The sequence below is a fragment of the Azospirillum sp. NS33 genome (assembly GCF_059703765.1).
The window spans coordinates 196,054-214,592 of record NZ_BAAKJB010000001.1 but is presented as its reverse complement, the minus strand read 5'-3'; the positions used below and the strand labels follow the sequence as shown (position 1 = coordinate 214,592).

At 73.1% G+C, this 18,539-nt stretch carries 21 protein-coding genes; 7 read left to right on the top strand and 14 right to left on the bottom strand.

The window, feature by feature from the left end; translation table 11 throughout:
• Window positions 1-76 precede the first annotated feature (76 nt).
• A complete protein-coding gene (locus tag AC6H2I_RS00995) occupies window positions 77-805 on the top strand; it encodes an SAM hydrolase/SAM-dependent halogenase family protein (protein WP_497498637.1) in 729 nt (242 codons plus the stop codon).
• Between the two features lie 37 nt (window positions 806-842).
• On the opposite strand, the gene AC6H2I_RS00990 is transcribed toward AC6H2I_RS00995, so the two are convergent.
• The 4 genes from AC6H2I_RS00990 to AC6H2I_RS00975 all read right to left on the bottom strand — a co-directional run bounded on the left by AC6H2I_RS00990 (window position 843) and on the right by AC6H2I_RS00975 (window position 2,891).
• Complete coding sequence (locus AC6H2I_RS00990; RefSeq protein ID WP_497498636.1) at window positions 843-1,220, bottom strand: response regulator; 378 nt, start codon at window positions 1,218-1,220, stop codon at window positions 843-845.
• A 90-nt stretch (window positions 1,221-1,310) separates the two neighbouring features.
• A complete protein-coding gene (locus tag AC6H2I_RS00985; protein WP_497498635.1) occupies window positions 1,311-1,904 on the bottom strand; it encodes an HAD family hydrolase in 594 nt (197 codons plus the stop codon).
• A 172-nt stretch (window positions 1,905-2,076) separates the two neighbouring features.
• A complete protein-coding gene (locus AC6H2I_RS00980; protein ID WP_497498634.1) occupies window positions 2,077-2,289 on the bottom strand; it encodes a hypothetical protein in 213 nt (70 codons plus the stop codon).
• Window positions 2,290-2,456: 167 nt separating this feature from the next.
• The gene (locus tag AC6H2I_RS00975; RefSeq protein ID WP_497498633.1) at window positions 2,457-2,891 is read right to left on the bottom strand and encodes a Fur family transcriptional regulator; all 435 of its coding nucleotides are present in this window, start codon (window positions 2,889-2,891) and stop codon (window positions 2,457-2,459) included.
• Window positions 2,892-3,066: 175 nt separating this feature from the next.
• Between AC6H2I_RS00975 and AC6H2I_RS00970 the strand changes: the two genes are divergently transcribed.
• Together AC6H2I_RS00970 and AC6H2I_RS00965 are read left to right on the top strand one after the other, a co-directional pair.
• Window positions 3,067-3,942, top strand: coding sequence for a transglutaminase family protein (locus tag AC6H2I_RS00970; RefSeq protein ID WP_497498632.1), 876 nt, complete (start codon window positions 3,067-3,069; stop codon window positions 3,940-3,942).
• A gap of 96 nt (window positions 3,943-4,038) precedes the next feature.
• Complete coding sequence (locus tag AC6H2I_RS00965) at window positions 4,039-5,286, top strand: ATP-binding protein (RefSeq protein WP_497498631.1); 1,248 nt, start codon at window positions 4,039-4,041, stop codon at window positions 5,284-5,286.
• 112 nt (window positions 5,287-5,398) lie between these two features.
• Here the strand turns inward: AC6H2I_RS00965 and AC6H2I_RS00960 are convergent, their stop codons facing one another.
• The 6 genes from AC6H2I_RS00960 to pip all read right to left on the bottom strand — a co-directional run bounded on the left by AC6H2I_RS00960 (window position 5,399) and on the right by pip (window position 11,309).
• Complete coding sequence (locus AC6H2I_RS00960) at window positions 5,399-5,782, bottom strand: response regulator (RefSeq protein ID WP_497498630.1); 384 nt, start codon at window positions 5,780-5,782, stop codon at window positions 5,399-5,401.
• Between the two features lie 172 nt (window positions 5,783-5,954).
• Entirely contained in the window at window positions 5,955-8,363 is a 2,409-nt protein-coding gene (pheT, locus tag AC6H2I_RS00955) for a phenylalanine--tRNA ligase subunit beta (protein WP_497498628.1), read from the bottom strand.
• Between the two features lie 13 nt (window positions 8,364-8,376).
• The gene (gene pheS, locus AC6H2I_RS00950) at window positions 8,377-9,447 is read right to left on the bottom strand and encodes a phenylalanine--tRNA ligase subunit alpha (protein ID WP_497498627.1); all 1,071 of its coding nucleotides are present in this window, start codon (window positions 9,445-9,447) and stop codon (window positions 8,377-8,379) included.
• Between the two features lie 142 nt (window positions 9,448-9,589).
• Window positions 9,590-9,958, bottom strand: a complete 369-nt coding sequence (gene rplT, locus AC6H2I_RS00945) for a 50S ribosomal protein L20 (protein ID WP_497498626.1) — start codon at window positions 9,956-9,958, stop codon at window positions 9,590-9,592.
• Between the two features lie 20 nt (window positions 9,959-9,978).
• Window positions 9,979-10,179: a 50S ribosomal protein L35 gene (gene rpmI / locus AC6H2I_RS00940; protein WP_497498625.1), complete on the bottom strand. Its 201-nt coding sequence runs from the start codon at window positions 10,177-10,179 to the stop codon at window positions 9,979-9,981.
• A 179-nt stretch (window positions 10,180-10,358) separates the two neighbouring features.
• Window positions 10,359-11,309 carry a prolyl aminopeptidase gene (pip, locus tag AC6H2I_RS00935; protein ID WP_497498624.1) on the bottom strand — a complete coding sequence of 317 codons (951 nt, stop codon included), beginning with the start codon at window positions 11,307-11,309 and terminating at the stop codon, window positions 10,359-10,361.
• Window positions 11,310-11,476: 167 nt separating this feature from the next.
• Between pip and bufA2 the strand changes: the two genes are divergently transcribed.
• The 3 genes from bufA2 to AC6H2I_RS00920 are packed head-to-tail and all read left to right on the top strand — an operon-like array spanning window position 11,477 to window position 13,567.
• The gene (gene bufA2 / locus AC6H2I_RS00930) at window positions 11,477-11,767 is read left to right on the top strand and encodes a BufA2 family periplasmic bufferin-type metallophore (RefSeq protein ID WP_497498622.1); all 291 of its coding nucleotides are present in this window, start codon (window positions 11,477-11,479) and stop codon (window positions 11,765-11,767) included.
• Window positions 11,768-11,771: 4 nt separating this feature from the next.
• Window positions 11,772-12,674 (top strand): MNIO family bufferin maturase, encoded by a 903-nt coding sequence (bufB, locus tag AC6H2I_RS00925; RefSeq protein WP_497498620.1) that lies wholly within the window; start codon window positions 11,772-11,774, stop codon window positions 12,672-12,674.
• Window positions 12,671-13,567: an HvfC/BufC family peptide modification chaperone gene (locus tag AC6H2I_RS00920; RefSeq protein ID WP_497498618.1), complete on the top strand. Its 897-nt coding sequence runs from the start codon at window positions 12,671-12,673 to the stop codon at window positions 13,565-13,567. The genes bufB and AC6H2I_RS00920 overlap by 4 nt, the downstream gene beginning before the upstream one ends.
• On the opposite strand, the gene AC6H2I_RS00915 is transcribed toward AC6H2I_RS00920, so the two are convergent.
• The 3 genes from AC6H2I_RS00915 to AC6H2I_RS00905 form a co-directional block, all read right to left on the bottom strand.
• Entirely contained in the window at window positions 13,512-13,988 is a 477-nt protein-coding gene (locus AC6H2I_RS00915) for a DUF2269 family protein (RefSeq protein ID WP_497498616.1), read from the bottom strand. The genes AC6H2I_RS00920 and AC6H2I_RS00915 overlap by 56 nt on opposite strands.
• 5 nt (window positions 13,989-13,993) lie before the next feature.
• Window positions 13,994-15,256: an SDR family oxidoreductase gene (locus tag AC6H2I_RS00910; protein ID WP_497498614.1), complete on the bottom strand. Its 1,263-nt coding sequence runs from the start codon at window positions 15,254-15,256 to the stop codon at window positions 13,994-13,996.
• A gap of 70 nt (window positions 15,257-15,326) precedes the next feature.
• The gene (locus tag AC6H2I_RS00905; RefSeq protein WP_497498613.1) at window positions 15,327-15,848 is read right to left on the bottom strand and encodes a GbsR/MarR family transcriptional regulator; all 522 of its coding nucleotides are present in this window, start codon (window positions 15,846-15,848) and stop codon (window positions 15,327-15,329) included.
• A gap of 235 nt (window positions 15,849-16,083) precedes the next feature.
• Here AC6H2I_RS00905 and AC6H2I_RS00900 point away from each other — a divergent pair, with 235 nt between their 5' ends.
• Window positions 16,084-17,784 carry a methyl-accepting chemotaxis protein gene (locus AC6H2I_RS00900; protein ID WP_497498612.1) on the top strand — a complete coding sequence of 567 codons (1,701 nt, stop codon included), beginning with the start codon at window positions 16,084-16,086 and terminating at the stop codon, window positions 17,782-17,784.
• A gap of 34 nt (window positions 17,785-17,818) precedes the next feature.
• Here the strand turns inward: AC6H2I_RS00900 and AC6H2I_RS00895 are convergent, their stop codons facing one another.
• Entirely contained in the window at window positions 17,819-18,421 is a 603-nt protein-coding gene (locus tag AC6H2I_RS00895) for an FHA domain-containing protein (protein WP_497498610.1), read from the bottom strand.
• Between the last annotated feature and the right edge of the window lie 118 nt (window positions 18,422-18,539).

The window sequence follows — 18,539 nt, the reverse complement described above, 5'->3', positions numbered from 1 at the left end:
GCGGTCGCGGCGGTCGCGGCCGCCGCCTCCGGTGGTATGATCGGGCGGTCCGAGGGCATCGCAGGGAGGCGCGACCATGATCGTGCTGTTCACCGATTTCGGGGTCGCCGGCCCCTACACCGGACAGCTCAAGGCCCGCTTGGCGGTCGAGGCTCCCGGCGTTCCCGTGGTCGACCTGCTCGCCGACGCCCCGGCGTTCGATCCGCGGGCCTCGGCCTACCTGCTGGCCACCTACGCGCCGGAGATTCCCGAGGGCGCGGTGTTCGTCTGCGTGGTCGACCCCGGCGTCGGGGGCGACCGCCGCGCGCTGGTGGTCGACGCCGACGGGCGGCGCTTCGTCGGCCCCGACAACGGCCTGTTCGAGCTGGTGCGGCGCCGCGCCGCGGTGGTGCGGGTGCGGCGGATCGATTGGCGGCCGCCCCGCCTGTCCGCCAGCTTCCACGGGCGCGACCTGTTCGCACCGGTGGCGGCCCGGCTGGCCATGGGCGGCGACGTCCCCGCCACCGTGCTCGACCCCCGCGCGACGGCCCGGCCGGACTGGCCGGACGATCTCCCGGCCATCGTCTACGTCGACGTCTACGGCAACGCCATGACCGGGCTGAGGGCGTCCGCCGTGCCGCCGGGTGCCGTGCTGCACGCCGCCGGACGGGCGATCCCGCGGGCGCGCACCTTCGGCGACGCCCCGGTGGGCGAGGCGCTGTGGTACGAGAACTCCAGCGGGCTGGTGGAGATCGCGGTCAACCGCGGGCACGCCGGCCGCGACCTCGGCCTGCGGGTGGGGACGGCGGTGGCGGTGACCGGCTAGCGGGGGCCGGCCAGCGGGGGCCGACCGCGTCGCGCCGCTACACCAGCTCGGCCAGGCAGCGGTCCAGGGCCGCGGCGGCGACGGGGCGCACCAGCACCGGGACGGCGTCGCCCTGGAGGCCGTCGGCCGGGCCCGCCGTGAGGATGATCCGCGTCGCCGGGTGCAGCATGCCGGCCAGCGCCGCCACCCGATCGCCATCGCAGCCCGCCAGGGTGCGTTCCAGCACCGCCACGACGGGCTCCCGCTCGCCGATCAGCGCCATCGCCTGGAACCCGTCCGCCGCCTCGGCCACCTGGTAGCCGCGGTCCCTGAGCTGGCGGGCCAGGATGGCGCGGTGGTCCGGATCGCCGTCGCCGACCACCGCCCATCGAACGTCCCCGTCCGGCTGCCCGTCCGGCAGGTCGATGCTGAACACCGCGGCGTCCCCCGCCCGTTTGGCTTCGGCGCTGCTTAGCACGGGCGGACGACGGGAGACCATGCGACAAAGCCGCCCGCGGCGCCCCGCTCAGCGGATGCGCACCACCATCGGGCGGTCGAGAAGGGCCAGCATCGGGCGGTCGCTGGGGTGGTTGCCATAGCCCCAGGTCTCCGCGAACGGTCCGTGGGCGGCGAGCCAGGCGCGCACCCGCGTGGCCTTGTCGGCGCGCACGCAGTTGCCGGTGCTCAAGAGCCCGGTGAGGCGGCCGTCCGCCACCTCCATGCCGGTGGCCAGCAGGTCGGTGATGCCGATCCCGCGCAGCAGCGCCGGCATGTAGACGTCGAGCGCCCCGGTGGCGACGACGACGCGCCTGCCGGCCCGGCGATGGGCCTCCAGCGCGTCGAGGGTCGGCTGGTACCAGCGCAGCCGGCGGGCGAGCCGGTCGGCGGCGGCGGCGGCGGCGTCCAGCGGCAGGCCCCGCAGTGTCCGCTTCAGGAAGATCGCCTTGACCGAGCCGGGGAAATCGCATCCCGGGCCGCGCCCGCGCACATGGCGGTGGCAGGCCGAGCGGATGGCGTCGGCCAGGGCGAGGTGGGCGCGACGCCGGCCGATCACCTCGGCCACGAACATCACCAGGCTGTCGCCGTGGATCAGCGTCCCGTCGAAGTCGAAAAAGGCCACGCCACCACCCGGCGCGGCATGCGCGTCGGCAGGCGCCGGGGTGATGACCGCGCCGTCCGGCGCCGGATTTATGGCCGCGCCGTCCGGCGCCGGGTCGTATGGGGCAAGGGTCGCCATGGCGGTTGTGTATCAGAATCGGGTCGGCACGGCAGGCAAAAACGCGCCGGTGCCCTCAGTGCCGGAAGCCCAGCGGCCGGGTGGCCGGGCGGTCCCCCTCGGCCGGCGGATCGTCCTGCTCCAGGAGGTCGCCGAGCGCCTCCTCCAGCCCCTCGCGCAGGGCCGTGATCTGGTTGAAGACGGCGGCCGTGTGCTGCTCCAGCCGCCGCACCCGCTCTTCCAGCCCGTCGAGCCGGCGGGCGAGGTCGTCTTGGTCCATCGTGTCCATGTGCTTCGGGTTCCCGTCGCGATCGATTCCGTCGCCGCTGCACATGGCCGCCGCGGCCCCGGCCGGCCAGGGACGCAGCCGGCGCACCCCGCCCGCGCCACCGGGATCCGCCGCGAGCTACCCCGCCGGGGCGGCCGGCCGGTGCGGTGACGGGACGCGGCGCCCGGTCAATTGGGGCCGTTGTCCTGGCCGCTGCGTCCCAGCGGCACGGCGTACAGCTCGAGCCGGTGGCCGACCAGGCGGTAGCCCAGCTCGCGCGCGATGTTTTCCTTCAGCCGCTCGAGCTCGTCGTTGGTGAACTCCACCACCTCACCGGATTCGAGGTTGATGAGGTGGTCGTGGTGCTCGTCCTTCTTCTCCTCGTAGCGGGCGCGGCCGTCACCGAAGTCGAGGCGTTCGATGACCTGCGCGTCCTCGAACAGGCGCATGGTGCGGTACACCGTGGCGATCGAGATCCGCGGATCGATCGCGATGGCGCGGCGGTGCACCTCCTCGACGTCCGGGTGATCGGTGGACTCCGACAGCACGCGCGAGATCACGCGCCGCTGGTCGGTCATCTTGAGTCCCTTCTGGGCGCAGATATCTTCGATGCGCGAGGACATAGCTGTGTATTCCCAACCCTTCCTGACCCTATTCTTATGCCGCCCGCGGGCGGGAGGGGCAAGGCCGAGTCCCCCGCTAAAGATAGAGCGAACGGAACCATTCTCAAACACCCGCGTTGGGTGGCCGCCGTCCAATGGGCCGGCCCCCGCACCCGCTTCCAAGGGACCTTCGACGATGACCGTCCTGTCCGTGCGTCACACCACCGTCTACCGCTACAGCGAGCCGGTCAGCCTGGGCGAGCACCGGCTGATGTTCCGCCCGCGCGACAGCCATGATCTGCGCCTGGTGGAAACTCTCCTGGTGATGAGCCCGCCGGCGGAGGTGCGATGGATGCACGACGTCTTCGGCAATTCCATCGCCATCGCGCGTTTCGCCGAGGACGCGTCGGAGCTCAGGGTCGAGAGCCACATCCGGCTGGAGCCGTTCTCCCCGGAATCGCCGGCCTTCCCGGTGGAGGAATACGCCAGCACCTTCCCCTTCAGCTACTCGGCGGAGGAGGTGCCCGATCTCGGGCGGACGATGGAACGCCACTACCCCGACCCCGAGCACCTGGTGGACGCCTGGGCCAAGGAGTTCGTCCAGGGCGACGACGGCGCCGTCGGGACGCTGGACCTGCTCACCCGGATGACCCGCACGATCAAGGACTCCTTCACCTACGCGGCGCGCGACGAGGAGGGGACGCAGGACCCGGTGTCGACCCTCACCAGCCGCCGCGGAAGCTGCCGAGACTTCGCCCTGCTGATGATGGAGGCGGTGCGCAGCCTCGGGTTCGCGGCCCGCTTCGTGTCCGGCTATCTCTACGACCCCGCCCGCGACGGCGGGCGCTGGGTTGGCGGCGGCGCCACCCATGCCTGGATGCAGGTCTATCTGCCGGGGGCGGGCTGGGTGGAGTTCGACCCGACCAACGGGATCGTCGGCGGGCAGAACCTCATCCGGGTGGCGGTGACCCGCGATCCCGCCCAGGCGATCCCCCTGTCGGGCACGTGGTTCGGCGCGCCCAACAGCTTCCTCGGCATGACCATCGACGTGCAGGTCACCGCCGACGAGTGATTCCGCCGCTCCACCCGCGAATTCGTCACAAAGGGGTGGTAGGGTGCCGCGATGATCGACCGGGAAGGATCTTCCGGTGAGAGGCGGAACTCTGCGGTGGACGTCCTCGATGCCCCAGGCGCCGGCAGCACCGGTGCGGTGAGCGAGATCCCGGTGGCCTTCGACGAGGACGCCGCGTTCACGGCTGCGCGCCTGATCCGGCCGGAGCCGCCGGTGCCTCCCGACAGCCTCGGCCAGGCGGTGTTCGACCGCTTCGTCACGGCTCCCTCCCTCCATGCCCTGGCGGTGGTCGAGGGGGACCGGGTGATCGGCATGGTCGATCGGGCGGAGCTGCTGACCACCTTCGCCAAGCCGTTGATGCGCGATCTCTACGCCCGGCGGCCGGTGCGCCTGCTGATGAATCCGTCGCCGCTGGTGGTCGAGGCGTCGCTGACCCTGGGCGAGGTGAGCCAGCGCATCGCCGAGAAGCCGGAGGCCCTGGCCGGCGGCTTCGCCATCACCGACGGCGGGCGCTACCGCGGCGTCGCCTCGGCGATGGACCTCATGGCGTCCTCGGTGGAGCAGGCCGACCTCCGGTCACGCCAGGTGGAGGTGGCCCGCGCCGCGGCGGAGGCGGCCAACCGGGCGAAGACGGCGTTCCTGGCCAACATGAGCCACGAGATCCGCACCCCCCTCAACGCCATCATGGGCTTCGCCGAGATCCTGCAGCAGGAGATGGTCGGGCCGCTGGGCAGCGACCTCTACCGTGAATACGCGGGCGACATCGTCGACAGCGGGCGGCACCTGATGGAGCTGATCAACGACCTCCTCGACCTCTCGAAGGCCGAGGCCGACAAGCTCGACCTGCAGGAAGGGGCGGTGGACGCGGTGCGGGTCGGCCACGGCTGCGTCCGCCTGCTGACCGAACGGGCGGCGCGGTCGCGGGTGCAGCTCGCCAACGCCCTGCCGAGGGACCTGCCGCCGCTCTACGCCGACGAGCGCAAGCTGAGGCAGATGCTGCTCAACCTGCTGTCCAACGCGGTGAAGTTCACGCCGGCCGGCGGAACGGTGACGCTGGGCGGGGCCTGCTCCGACGACGGCGGCGTCCGCCTGTCGGTGGCCGACACCGGGGTGGGGATGACGGCGGAGGAGCTGGCCCAGGCCATGGAGCCGTGGGGGCAGGTGAACAGCGCCCTCAACCGCAAGCACGTGGGCACCGGGCTCGGCCTGCCGCTCACCCGGCGGCTGGTCGACCTGCACGGCGGCCGGCTGGACACAGACAGCGTGGCCGGCCGGGGCACCATCATGACGCTGGTGTTCCCGCCCTGGCGCACGGGCGGCCGGGCGCCGGACGGCGCCTCCTGATGCGGGCGCCGGACGGCGCCTCCTGATGCGGGCGCCGTGCGGCGCCTCCTGATGCGGGCGCCGTGCGGCGCCTCCTGATCCGGGCGCCGTGCGGCGCCGGCGTCCCCATCCGTCAGGCGATCATCTCCTCCAGCGCGCTGCGCAGCGCGTTGGGCAGGACGGGCTTGTGCAGCAGCCGGCACCCGGCGGCGTCGGCTTCGTTCTGGCGTTCCGGCGTGGTGTCGCCGGTCAGCACGATGGCGGGAATCCGGGCGGCGCAATGATCGCGCACCAGGGCCACCGCCTCGGCCCCGGTGCGGCCCTCGGGCAGGAAATGGTCGGCCAGCACCAGCGCCGGCACCGCCGGGAGGTCGGCAAGGCGGCCCTTGAGATCGCCCACGGAGTGCGCGGTGACCACGTCGTAGCCCCAGGTGTCCAGAATCATGGCGAGGCCCTCGACGATGGACGGGTCGTCGTCCACCACCACGATCAGGCGTCCGCTGTCCGGATTGCCCATGCTGTCTCCCAATTCCACGAGGCGGGCGCGGCGTTTGGTCCGCCACCCCGACCCGCTTTAGCGGAACGCCGGCCGCCTGCTCAATCCGTCCTTATGGCATATGAACGGATGGGCGGGGGCCGCCGCCCGGAACGGATGGACGGCGGCCGACGCCGCCCGGAACCGCCGGCGCTCAGCCGCGCAGGGTGCCCCCGGTGGCCTTGGCGACGGCGGCGACGATCCGCTGGCCGACCTCCTCGATGTCCTTGTCGGTCAGGGTGCGGTCGACGGGCTGCAGAGACACGGCGATGGCAACGGACTTGCGCCCGTCCTCCACGCCCGGCCCCTGGTAGACGTCGAAGACGCCGACCTCGCGGACGAGCGCCTTGTCGGCCCCCTTGGCGGCACGGACGATGCGGTCCGCGTCGACCGCGGCGTCCACCAGGAAGGCGAAATCGCGCACCAGCGGCTGGAAGGCCGAGAGCTGGAGCAGCGGCTTGGCGGTGCCCCCCTTGCGCTTGGGCATGGGAACGGCGTCGAGCACCACCTCGAAGCCGACCACCGGGCCCTTCACGCCGAGGGCGTCCAGCACCGCCGGGTGCAGTTCGCCGAAGCGGCCCAGCACGGTCGGTCCGAGGCGGAACGTCCCGGACCGGCCGGGGTGATACCAGCCGGGGGCGTCGGTGGTGACCTGGAGGCTGGCGGCGGGGGCGCCGGCCGCCTCCAGCACCGCCAGGGCATCCGCCTTGGCGTCGTAGACGTCGACGCCGCGGGCCGGGCCGCTCCAGTGGCGCGGTGCGGCGTTGCCGGTGCGAACGCCGGCCGCCACCAGGTCCTGGCCGGTCGGGGAGGCATCGCGGTAGGCCGGCCCGACCTCGAACAGGGCGGCGTCGGCGAAGCCGCGGTCGGCGTTGCGCCCCGCCGCCTGGATCAGGTTCGGCAGGACGGAGGGGCGCATGACGTCCAGGTCGGCGCTGATCGGGTTGACGAGGCGCAGCCCGGGGTCCGTCGCGCCGAAGCGTGCCGCCACCGCGCCGGACAGGAAGGACCAGGTGACCGCCTCGCACATGCCGCGGGCCGCCAGCGTCCGCTTGGCCAGGCCGACGCGGCGCTGGGCGGGCGTCAGCGCCGGCTTCGGGACGACTCCGGTGCGCTCCATGGCGGTTGCGGGGATGGCGTCGAAGCCGTGCACCCGCAGCACCTCCTCCACCAGGTCGGCCTCGCCGTGGATGTCCTGGCGCCACGACGGAACCGTCACCGACAGCGTGCCGTCCTCGGATTCGCGAAGGCCGCATCCCAGCGCCGCCAGGATCCGCGTCTGGGCGTCGCGCGGCAGGTCGACGCCGCCCAGCGCCTTCACCCGCGCCGGCCGGAACGCGATCCGGCGCTGCCAGTCCGGCTCGGCGCCGGCGATGACCAGCTCCGAGGGCTCGCCGCCGCACAGGGACAGGATCAGACGGGTGGCACGCTCCATCCCGTCGACCACCGCGGCGGGGTCCACGCCGCGCTCGAAGCGGTAGCGGGCGTCGGAGTCGACCCCCAGGCGCCGCCCGGTGGTGGCGACCCGCACGGGGTCGAACAGCGCCGCCTCGACGAAGACGTCGGTGGTGGCCTCGGTGCAGCCGGTCGACTCGCCGCCGACGATTCCGGCCAGGCCCAGCGGCCCGCCCTGGTCGGCGATCACCACCATGTCGGCGTCGAGATCGTAGTCGCGGTCGTTCAGCGCCCGGAAGGACTCGCCGGGGCGCCCCATGCGAACCAGGATGCCGCCGTCCAGCTTGGCGGCATCGAACACGTGCAGGGGGCGCGCGGCGTCGAAGGTGAGGTAGTTGGTGATGTCGACCAGGGTCGAGATCGGGCGCAGGCCAATGGCCGTCAGCTTGTCCTGCAGCCATTTGGGCGAGGGGCCGTTGCGCACGCCGCGGATCAGCCGGCCGACGAACAGCGGGCAGGCGTCGGGCACCGCGATGGCGACGCCGACCGGGCTGGCGAAGCCGCCGGCAACCGGCGTGGCGTCGAGCGGTCCGGCGTCGAGCGGCTTGAGCCGGCCGAGCCCGGCGGCGGCGAGGTCGCGGGCGATGCCGCGCACCCCGGCGCAATCGGCGCGGTCGGGGGTCAGGGCCACGTCGATGACGGGATCGCCCAACCCGGCGTACGCGGCGAAGGGCGTGCCGACGGGGGCGTCGTCCGGGAGATCAACGATGCCCTCGTGGTCGTCGGAGAGCTGCAACTCGCGCTCCGAGCACATCATGCCGTTGGACTCGACGCCGCGGATGACCCCCTTCTTCAGGGTCAGGTCGGCGCCCGGCACGTAGGTGCCGACGGGCGCGAAGACGCCCTTCATGCCGGCCCGCGCGTTGGGGGCGCCGCACACCACCTGGACCGTGGAGGTCCCGGTGTCGACGCTCAGCACGCGCAGCTTGTCGGCGTCGGGGTGTTTGTCGGCGCTGACCACCCGGGCGACGACGAAGGGGGCCAGCGCCTTCGCACGGTCCTCCACCCCCTCGACCTCCAGGCCGAGCGCGGTCAGCCGCTCGACGATGGTGTCGAGCGCGGCGTCGGTCTCCAGGTGGTCCTTCAGCCAGGACAGCGTGAACTTCATGGAACCGGCTCCTTCAGCGGGTCAGGCCGTGCGCGGGCGAGGGGATGTCGAGGGGCACGAAGCCGTAGTGCTTCAGCCACCGCAGATCCGCTTCGAAGAAGGTGCGCAGGTCGGGGATGCCGTATTTCAGCATGGCGATGCGCTCGATCCCCATGCCGAAGGCGAAGCCCTGGTAGCGGGTGCTGTCGATGCCGCAGGCCTCGAGCACGTTGGGGTGGACCATGCCGCAGCCCAGGATCTCCAGCCAGTCCCCGTAATTGCCCAGCTTCAGCTCGCCGCCCTTGCGCGAGCAGCCGATGTCGACCTCGGCCGACGGCTCGGTGAAGGGGAAGAAGCTGGGGCGAAAGCGCAGCGGCAGGTCGTCGACGTCGAAGAAGGCGCGGCAGAAGTCGATCAGGCAGCCCTTGAGGTGGCCCATGTGCGTGGCTTCGTCGATGACCAGCCCCTCCACCTGGTGGAACATCGGGGTGTGGGTCATGTCGTAGTCGGAGCGGTAGGTGCGCCCCGGCGCGATGATGCGGATCGGCGGCTTGGCGTTGAGCATGGTGCGCACCTGCACCGGGCTGGTGTGGGTGCGCAGCAGCATGCGGGCACCGTCGGCGCGGTCCGGCAGGTAGAAGGTGTCGTGCATGTCCCGCGCGGGGTGGCCGGGCGGGAAGTTCAGGGCGGTGAAGTTGTGGAAATCGTCCTCGATGTCCGGCCCTTCCGCCACGGAGAAGCCCATTTCGGCGAAGATCGCCACCAGCTCGTCGACGGTCTGGCTGATCGGGTGGATGCGGCCGGCCGTTTCGGGGCGCACCGGCAGGGTCACGTCGACGCGCTCGGCCTCCAGACGGGCGGCGAGGTGGGCCGCCTGAAGGTCGGCCTTGCGGGCGTCGATGGCCTGGCCGATCTCGTCCTTGAGCGCGTTGAGGGCGGCACCGCGCTCGCGCCGCTCGTCGGGGGAGAGGCCGCCCAGCGCCTTCATCAGGCCGGTGATGCGGCCCTTCTTGCCGAGGGCGGCGACCCGGACCTCTTCCAGCGCCGCGAGGTCGGGCGCCTGGGTCACGAGGGTCAGCAGGTCGTTCTTCAGGGCTTCCGGCATGGTCTTCGTCGCTCCGCTGGCGGGGGTGCCCCCCGGCTGGCGATGGGGTGGGGCCAACGCGAAAAAAAGGGAGCCGATCCCCGAGGACCGGCTCCCTTGGACTGTCAGGCGTGCGGACCCGGCCTCGAGGCGAGGCGTCGGGTCAGGCGGCCTTCGCGCTGAGAGCGGCCTGGGCCTGGTCGACCAGGACCTTGAAGGCGTCCGGCTCGCGCGCGGCGATGTCGGCCAGCACCTTGCGGTCCATCTCGATGCCGGCCAGCTTGATGCCGTTGATGAAGCGCGAGTAGGTCAGGCCGTGCTGGCGCACGCCGGCGTTGATGCGCTGGATCCACAGGCCGCGGAAATCGCGCTTCTTGTTGCGGCGGTCGCGGTAGGCGTAGCGAAGCGCCTTCTCGACCTTCTCGACGGCGATCCGGAAACAGGTGGAGTTGCGGCCGCGGTAGCCCTTGGCCAGCTTCAGGATCTTACGGTGACGGGCGTGCGTCGTGACGCCCCGCTTGACACGTGCCATGGTTCAGATCTCCTCGGGGATCAGGCGTTGCGCAGCCAGTTCTTCAGCACGATGCGACCATCCGGCTCGGCCAGGGTCATCATGCCGCGCGCTTGCCGCTTCATCTTGGAGGATTTCTGCTGCAGGCAGTGACGTTTGAAGGCGGCCGCGGCCCGGACCTTGCCGGTTCCCGTCACCTTGAAGCGCTTCTTGGCGCCGCTCTTGGTCTTCAGCTTGGGCATTTTCGTCCTCAAGTCAGGGGTCTGTACGGGGCGGGTGGGCATGCCCCGGGCGCTTCGGCCCGGCCTCGCCGCCCGTTGAAGCGTGGGGTTATACGCGGACCACAAGGGATAGGCAAGCGGCCCGTTGGGCGAACCGGCGTGCCCCGCGGATGGTCGGCATGCGCCGCGCCCGCCCGCCCCTACCGCAGGTCCTTGAAGCGTTCGGTGGCCTGGACCAGCGCGGTGCGGATGCCGGGCTCCATGGCCGAATGGCCGGCGTCCGGGACGATGCGGTAGTCGGCCTCCGGCCAGGCCCGGCGCAGCGCGTCCGCGGAGACGATCGGGCAGACGACGTCGTAGCGGCCCTGGACGATGACCCCCGGCAGGTGGCGGATGCGCGGGACCTCGCGCAGCAAGCGGTCCTCCGGCGCGAAGCGGTTGGCGCGGAAATAATGCGCCTCGATGCGGGCCAGCCCGAGGGCGTGGTTGTCCTCGCCCGACGCCGCGATCAGGTCGGGCGACGGCAGCAGCGAGGAGCAGGCGCCCTCGTACATGCTCCACGACCGGGCCGCCGCCATGCGCACGGCGCGGTCGGGGCTGTCCAGCCGGCGCCAATAGGCCTCCAGAAGGTCGGCACGCTCGGCCTCGGGAATGAACGTGGAGAAGGACGACCACGCCTCCGGGAAGATCACGCGCATGTGATAGAGGAACCAGTCGATCTCGGTCCGCCGCATCAGGAAGATGCCGCGCAGGACCAGGCCGATGCAGCGGTCGGGGTGGGCCTCGGCATAGGCCAGCGCCAGGGTCGAGCCCCAGGAGCCGCCGAACAGCAGCCAGCGCTGGACGCCGAGGTGGCGGCGCAGGGTCTCGATGTCCTCGATCAACAGGTCGGTGGTGTTGCGCCGCACCTCGCCCAGCGGCGTCGACCGGCCGGCGCCGCGCTGGTCGAACACGACGATGCGGTAATGGGCCGGGTCGAAAAAGCGGCGGTGGGTGGGGGAGGAGCCGGCGCCGGGGCCGCCGTGGAGGAACACCACCGGCACGCCGCTCCGGTTGCCGCACTGTTCCCAATGGATCGTGTGCAGGTCGTCGACCGCAAGCCGGCCGGTCTCGAACGGCTCGATGGGTGGGAACAGCTCGGTGCGCGGCATGCGGAGGGTCCTGGGTGGTGGGGGGCGAAGTGTAAGGGGGCGACACCCCTCGCGCCAAGCCTCGGCCGCCTCCCGTCCTCACCGCGACATCATCGAGATGTGAAGGGTGGGTGATCGGAAACGAGATTACCCTTCCCGTGTTGCAACCCGTCTTGGGAGAAGGCCTCATGTCGCACATCGAAAAGCCGGCGTCCGTGTCGTCCGGCCTGGTCATCGCCGCCGCCGCGGCCGCCCTGTTCTCCGCCGGCGCCCTGGCGACCATGGCCGGCACCGCCGGCAGCGCCGCAGCGGCCGACGGCGTCAAATGCGTGGGCGCGAACGCGTGCAAGGGTCATGGCGAGTGCAAGACCGCCATGAACGAGTGCAAGGGCCTGAACGCCTGCAAGGGCCATGGCTGGGTCACCACCAGCACCGCCGCCGACTGCACCAAGGCCGGCGGCACCGTGCAGGGGAGCTGAGGCGGTGGCGCGGGCGTGCGACGACGGGGCGGTGCGGGGGTTCGGCCTCGGCCTGCGGCCGGCCCACTACGCCGCCATCGCCGAGGCGCGCCCGCGCGTCGACTGGTTCGAGGCGCTGACCGAGAACTATCTCGGCCCCGGCGGGCAGCCCCTGCGCTGGCTGGAGCGGGTGCGGGCGGACTGGCCCGTGGTGTTCCACGGCGTCGCCCTCAACATCGGCGGCACCGACCCGCTCGACCACGGCTATCTGCGCGCGGTGCGTGCCCTCGCCGACCGCATCGCGCCGGCCTGGCTGTCCGACCATCTCTGCTGGACAGCGGCGGCCGGGACGACCCTGCACGATCTCTATCCGCTGCCCCACACCGAGGAGGCGGTGGTCCACGTCGCCGACCGCGTGGCCCGGGTGCAGGATGCGCTGGGCCGGCAGATCCTGTTGGAGAACGTCTCCAGCTATCTCGACTGGCAGGCCTCGGCGATGCCGGAATGGGCGTTCCTCGCCGCGGTGGTGGACCGCGCCGACGCGCTGATCCTGCTCGATGTGAACAACGTCTTCGTCAGCGCCTGGAACCACGGATTCGACCCGCTCGCCTACCTCGACGGCATCCCCGCGGGGCGGGTGCGGCAGATCCACCTCGCCGGCCACAGCGTGGACGGGCCGCTGCGCATCGACACCCACGACGCCGCCGTCATCGACCCGGTCTGGGACCTCTACGCCGCGGCGCTGCGGCGGTTCGGTCCGGTGCCGAGCATGATCGAGCGCGACGACGCCATCCCGCCCCTGGAGGAGCTGGTGGCCGAGCTGGACCAGGCCAGGGCGGTCGCCACGGCCACCCTGGGAGTCGCGGCCTGGGGCGAGGCGGCGCCGGAGGCGGCCCGGGGCGAGGCGGCGGCCGAGGCGGTGGCGTGACCGGTCTGGCCGACGCCCAGGCGCGGCTGGGCGCGTGGCTGCGCGGGCGGCCGGACGGCCCCGACGGGCCGGTCGCGCTGGTTGCGGCCGGCGGGAGGGCCGACGCGGCGGCACGCCTGGCCGTCTACCGCGGCGCCTACGGGGCGCGCCTGCTGGGCGCCCTGCGGGAGAACCACGGGGCCCTGCACGCGGCCCTGGGGGACGCGGGGTTCGAGGCGCTGGGCCGTGCCTACGCCGCGGCCTGTCCGTCCAGCACCCCGTCCATCCGGTGGTTCGGCGACCGCCTCGCCGCCTTCCTGGCGGGCAACGCTCCCTGGTCCGCCGACCCCTGGCTGGCCGAGCTTGCCGCCTTCGAGTGGGCGGTCGGCACGGCGTTCGACGGCCCGGACGCGGCGCCCGCAGACCTCGCCGCGGTGGCCGCGGTGCCGCCGGAGCGCTGGGGCGCGATGGCGCTGACCCTGGTGCCGACGGCCCGCCTCCTCGACCTCCAATGGAGCGTCGTGGACAGCTGGCGCGGCCTGCTGGCCGGCGACGCCGCGCCGCCACCGCCGCGCCGCCTCGACGCGCCGCTGCGCTGGGTGGTGTGGCGGCCGTCGGACCGGACCCTCTACCGCTCCCTGGATGCCGACGAAGGCGAGGTCCTGGCCGCCGCCGGGGCGGGAGCGTCGTTCGCCGCCCTGTGCGAGCGTCTCGCCGGCCGCCATGGCGCCGACGCGGCGGCGGTCCGCGCCGCCGCCCTGCTGCGGGGCTGGATCGAGGAGGGGCTGGTCGCCGCCGTGGCCGACACCGCCGCACCGCCCGCCGCACCGACCGCCGCGGCGGCGGCCGGCCGGCGCGTCACCACAGGACCGGGCGCTGGACCATCAGATAGAACACCGCCACCAGGGCGGTGAACGCCGGCCAGCCCAGGGTGAACCACCACCCCGCCAGGCGATGGTAGGCCGCTGGCAGGGGGGTGCCGCGCGCGGCGGCGGCGGCGGCGAGGTCGCGCATGCGGATCTGCATCCACACCACCGGCAGCCAGCAGGCGCCGGCGACGAGGTAGAGCAGCACCGAGGCCAGCAACCAGGACTCCGTGGCGCCGTAGCCGGCCGCCAGCGCCAGCAGCACGCCGCTGACCGGCTGGACCACCACCGCCGGGGTGGTGAACAGCCAGTCCGCCCACACCACGTTGCGGGCGACCACGGCGATGGCGCGGACATCGCCGCCGCGGTGGGCCGCCAGCATCTGGAACGCGGTGCCCAGCCCGGTTCCGAACAGGACGGTGGAGCTGACGATGTGGACCAGCTTGATCCACAGGTAATGGTCGGCCATGGCGCTCACCTCCGGTGCAGGGCCGCCAGCAGCGCGGTGGCGGCGAGGATGGGAAAATTCTTGAGCAGCGGCCCGAACGGATGGGCCCAGGCGTCCGGCACCAGCAGGCTGGCCAGCGCGGTGTAGACCAGCACCGTGGCGATCTGCAGGGCGGCGACGACCGGAACCCGGCGGTTCGCCAGCAAGCCGAGCCCCAAGGCCAGGTCCCACAGCGCGCCGGCCACCAGCAGGACGGTGGCGGGCGGCCCGGTGACGCCGCCCGCCGCCAGCAGCGCCATGCCCAGCCGGTAGGACGCCAAGGACGCCGCCGCGGTGCCGATCCACAGCGCGACGAGGGCCAGCCGCAGGAGCGGCAGCAGCCAGGCGGCGTAGGCCACCAGACGCGCGCCCGGGGTGGCGGCGGCGGCCATGCCGGCGGCCATTCCCGTGGCCATCCCGGCGGGGCGGACGCCGGTGGCGGCGGCCAGCGCCGCGGGGTCGCCGTCGGCGCCCCGGCGCAGCATGGCCAGGGTGTCCGGGCCGACCAGCGGCACGCCGAGGAGGGCGCCGAGGCGCGCCGCGGCGGCCACCAGGCCCCGCGGCGGCCGGATCACCGGACGCCAGCCGACCCCGATCCGGCGACCGAGGGCGTCGACATAGCCGGCGGTGTCCACCGCCTCCGGTCCCACGGCGTCGATGACCGGCGGAACCGGGTGCCGGGACTCCAAAATGGCAACCACCGCCGCGGCGAGGTCGGCGACGGCGATCGGCCGGACGACCCCGCCGCCCGGATCGACGCGCACGGGCAGCGTCGCGAGGGCCGCGAAAAGGGCGGCGCTGGCGCCGCCGGGGCCGTACACCAGGGAGGGGCGCAGCACCGTCCAGCCCGGCCGGCGGTCGGCCAGCCACGCCGCCTCGCCCGCCGCCTTGGTGCGCAGGAAGGCGGTGGGGGCCTGCGCCGAGGCGCCGACGGCGGAGAGGTAGACCGCGCGCTGGGCGCCGGCCGCCCGGGCGGCGGCGGCGCAGGCGGCGGGCAGCCGGGCATGCACGTCCTCCACCGCCGGGCCGGCCAGGGCGCCGGCCGCCCACACCACGGCGTCGACGCCGTCCAGGACGCCGGCCCATCCGGCGGCGTCCGGCGGCATCGCCCGATGGTCGTGCCCGGGAAAGCGCCCGGCCAGGGCGGCGGGAGAACGACCGACCAGGCGCAGCCCATGGCCGCGTGCGGCGAGGAGCGCGGCGACATGACCGCCGATGAAGCCGCTGGCGCCGACGATCGCGATGCGCATCGTGATTTCCAATCAGAAATTTCTGAAATTACAGAAATACCGGCGCGTGCCATCCTCCGGTGACGCTGGTCTACCGCAGGACCTGCACGACCTTCGTCCCGAAGCGGACGATGCGTTCCAGGGTGCCACGCGGCAGGCGCTTCATCTCGTCGTACCAGGTGGTCATGTCCTCCAGGAACCCCAGCATCTCCGACAGCCGCGCCTTGACCACCGGGTCGGTCGCGTCGTCATCCGCCGAGTCCACCACACAGGCCCGCAGCATGGTCAGCGCCGGATCGATCTCCCGCTTCTTCCGCTCCTCGGCGATGCGCAGCAGGATGGTCCAGGGGTCGGACTCGGCGCGGAAATGGTCGCGCCGGTCCCCCAGCACATGGGCCAGGCTGATCAGCCCGTAGCTCTGCAACTCCCGCACCGAGGTGGAGACGTTGGAGCGGGCGATACCCAGGGTTTCGGCGATCGCGTCGGCCGGCAGCGGGTCGGGCGACAGGTAGAGCAGCGCGTGGATCTGGGCCACCGATCGGTTGACGCCCCAGCGTGTGCCCATCTCGCCCCAATGCAGGACGAACCGCTCCATGGTCGGGGTGAGGTGCATCGCGATATTCCGTAATTTCTGTCCATACAGAAATTAGCATCGGTCATCCGCCCTGTCCACCCGATTCGGCCGGGACGGGTGAGGGACCGCATACGCCGGTGGTGCCCCCTACGGCGTCCCTCCTACGGAGAAAATCCGGTGATCCGAGGGGCGCGCCGGCCTCTAAAACCGAGCGACGCCTGAACGCGACTCGAAACCGCCGAGCGTTCACCCACCACTTCATCGGAGCTCCGTCATGGGTCTGGGACGTTTCCGCATCGCGACCAAGATCATGTTCGTGATCGCCCTGCTGGCCGTCGTCTGCGCCGTCATCACCGGGACCTCGGTGATCGGCCTGCGCCAGCTCGACGCCGCCACCGACCGCATCGACATGGTCACCCAGGAGGTCCGCCTCAGCGCGCGGGTCAACCGGCTGGTCACCGAACTCAACCGAGACGAGTACGCCATCGCCGCCGATCCCGCCCACCTCGACGAGGCCGCGGCCGCCATCGCCGATCGCCGCCAGCGCATCGCCGCCACGCTCGAGGCGCTGCGGCGCACCGCCGGTGCGCAGCAGGGCCGGCTTCTCGACGCCGTCGACCGCGATCTCGCCGACTACACCGCACGCCTGGAGGCGACGGTGGCGACCGCCCGCCGCCTGCGCGACGGCGTCCAGCTGAGCGCCGCCCAGCAGGCGATCATGGCGGCGGTGGAGGCCAGCCGCGGCGAGGCGCGGGGGCTGCGCGAGAGCGTCACCGCCTTCGTCGACTACACGGACACCAAGGGTGGCGAGATCACCCAGGCTGCCGGGCGGCTGGTCGAGACCAAGACGGCGCTGCTGGTCACCGTCGCCACCGTCGGCATCGCCTTCGGCCTGCTGCTCGGCTGGATCGTGGCCCACCGCGGTGTGGTGCGCCCGCTGCACGCCGTGGTCGCGGGCCTGCGCCGGCTGGCCGCCGGCGACCTCGCCGCCGAGGTGAGGGGCGCCGACCGGCGCGACGAGGTCGGGTCGATCGCCGAGGCCGCCCGCGTGTTCAAGGCGAACCTGGTCCGCAACCGGGAGATGGAGGAGGCGGCCAAGGCGGCGGAGGAGCGCACCCGGGTCGAGCGCCGGCGCGCCGCCCTCGACCTGGCCGACCAGTTCGAGGCGAGCGTCAAGGGCGTCGTGGAGACGGTGTCGACCGCCGCCACGCAGTTGCAGGCCAACGCCCAGAGCATGGCGGTGGTCGCCGAGCAGACGACCCGGCAATCCGCGGCCGTCGCCGCCGCCACCGGCGAGGCGTCGGCCAACGTCCAGACGGTGGCCGCCGCGTCCGAGGAGTTGGGTGGCTCGATCATCGAGATCAGCCGTCAGGTGAGCGACTCCGCCCGCATCTCCCGCGAGGCCATGGCGGCCGCCGAGCGGACCAACGCGACGGTTGAGGGGCTGGCCGCGGCGGCCCAGAAGATCGGCGACGTGGTCAACCTGATCCAGAGCATCGCCAGCCAGACCAACCTGCTGGCCCTCAACGCCACCATCGAGGCGGCGCGCGCCGGCGAGGCCGGCAGGGGCTTCGCCGTGGTGGCCAGCGAGGTCAAGACGCTGGCCGGCCAAACCGCCCGCGCCACCGAGGACATCGCCGCCCAGATCGCCGAGATCCAGGGCCGGACCGGTGGCGCGGTCGAGGAGATCCGCGCCATCGCCCGGACCATCACCAGCGTGAACGAGATCGCCAGCGCCATTGCCGCCGCCGTCGAGGAGCAGAGCGCGGCGACCCGCGAGATCGGCCGCAACACCCAGCAGGCGGCCCAGGGCACCGAGGAGGTGGCGTCCAACATCGCCGGCGTCAGCGCCGCGGCGCGCGACGCCGGTGCCGCCGCCACGCAGGTCCTCGCCGCGGCCGGCCAGCTCTCGGCCGAGAGCGCCGTGCTGCGGCATGAGGTCGCCGGCTTCATCGCCCGGGTGCGCGCGGCGTGACGCCGGCGGCGGGGGCGCCGGGCCGGGCCGGCCCTCAGGGGGAGGCCGGAGGCTCCGGCGCCGCCTCGCCGCGGGCCAGCGCCAGGGCGCGGTCCAGCACCGCCACCGCGGCGCCGCGATCGGGGCGGAGCGCCAGCACGGTGCGCAGCCCCGACAGGGCGGCGACGAAGCTGGGCCGCAGGTCGAGGGTGCGGCGGAAGGCCTGCTCGGCCTGGTCAGGGCTGCTGGCGGCCAGCTCGAAGCCTTCGCAGGTGAACTCCATCTCGCTGGCGGCGATGCGGATGCGGTCGCCGAACGCCAGCGCCTGCTCCTCCACCGCCGCCCCGTTCACCAGCGTCCCGTTGCGGCTCTCGCGGTCGACGATGCGGAAGGCGCGGCCGTCGAAGAAGACGGCCGCGTGTTCGCGCGACGCCCCGGCGTCGGGCAGGACCACGCCGGCGTCCTCGGCGCGGCCCAGGGTGGTCTCGGTGAAATCGAGAAACAGCCGCCGCCCGAGCAGCGGCCCGCCGACCATCTTGAGGAAGGGCCGGCCGTCGAACGGCCAGCCGGCCGTGCCGGCGGCGCGCGGCCGCACCCCCGGCGCCGTCAGCGTGGCGTCGGCGTCGCGGTACGGCTCGTCCTGCTTACCATGGGTCATGGGCGGCCTCCCTCAGGGCGTCGGCGATGCCGAGTCTAGCCGCTCCGTGGCCGGGGCTCCATCGCCGTTTTTGCAGGCCACCCGTCGTTCGGCGTGTTGCCCGCCGCGCCCGCGGCTT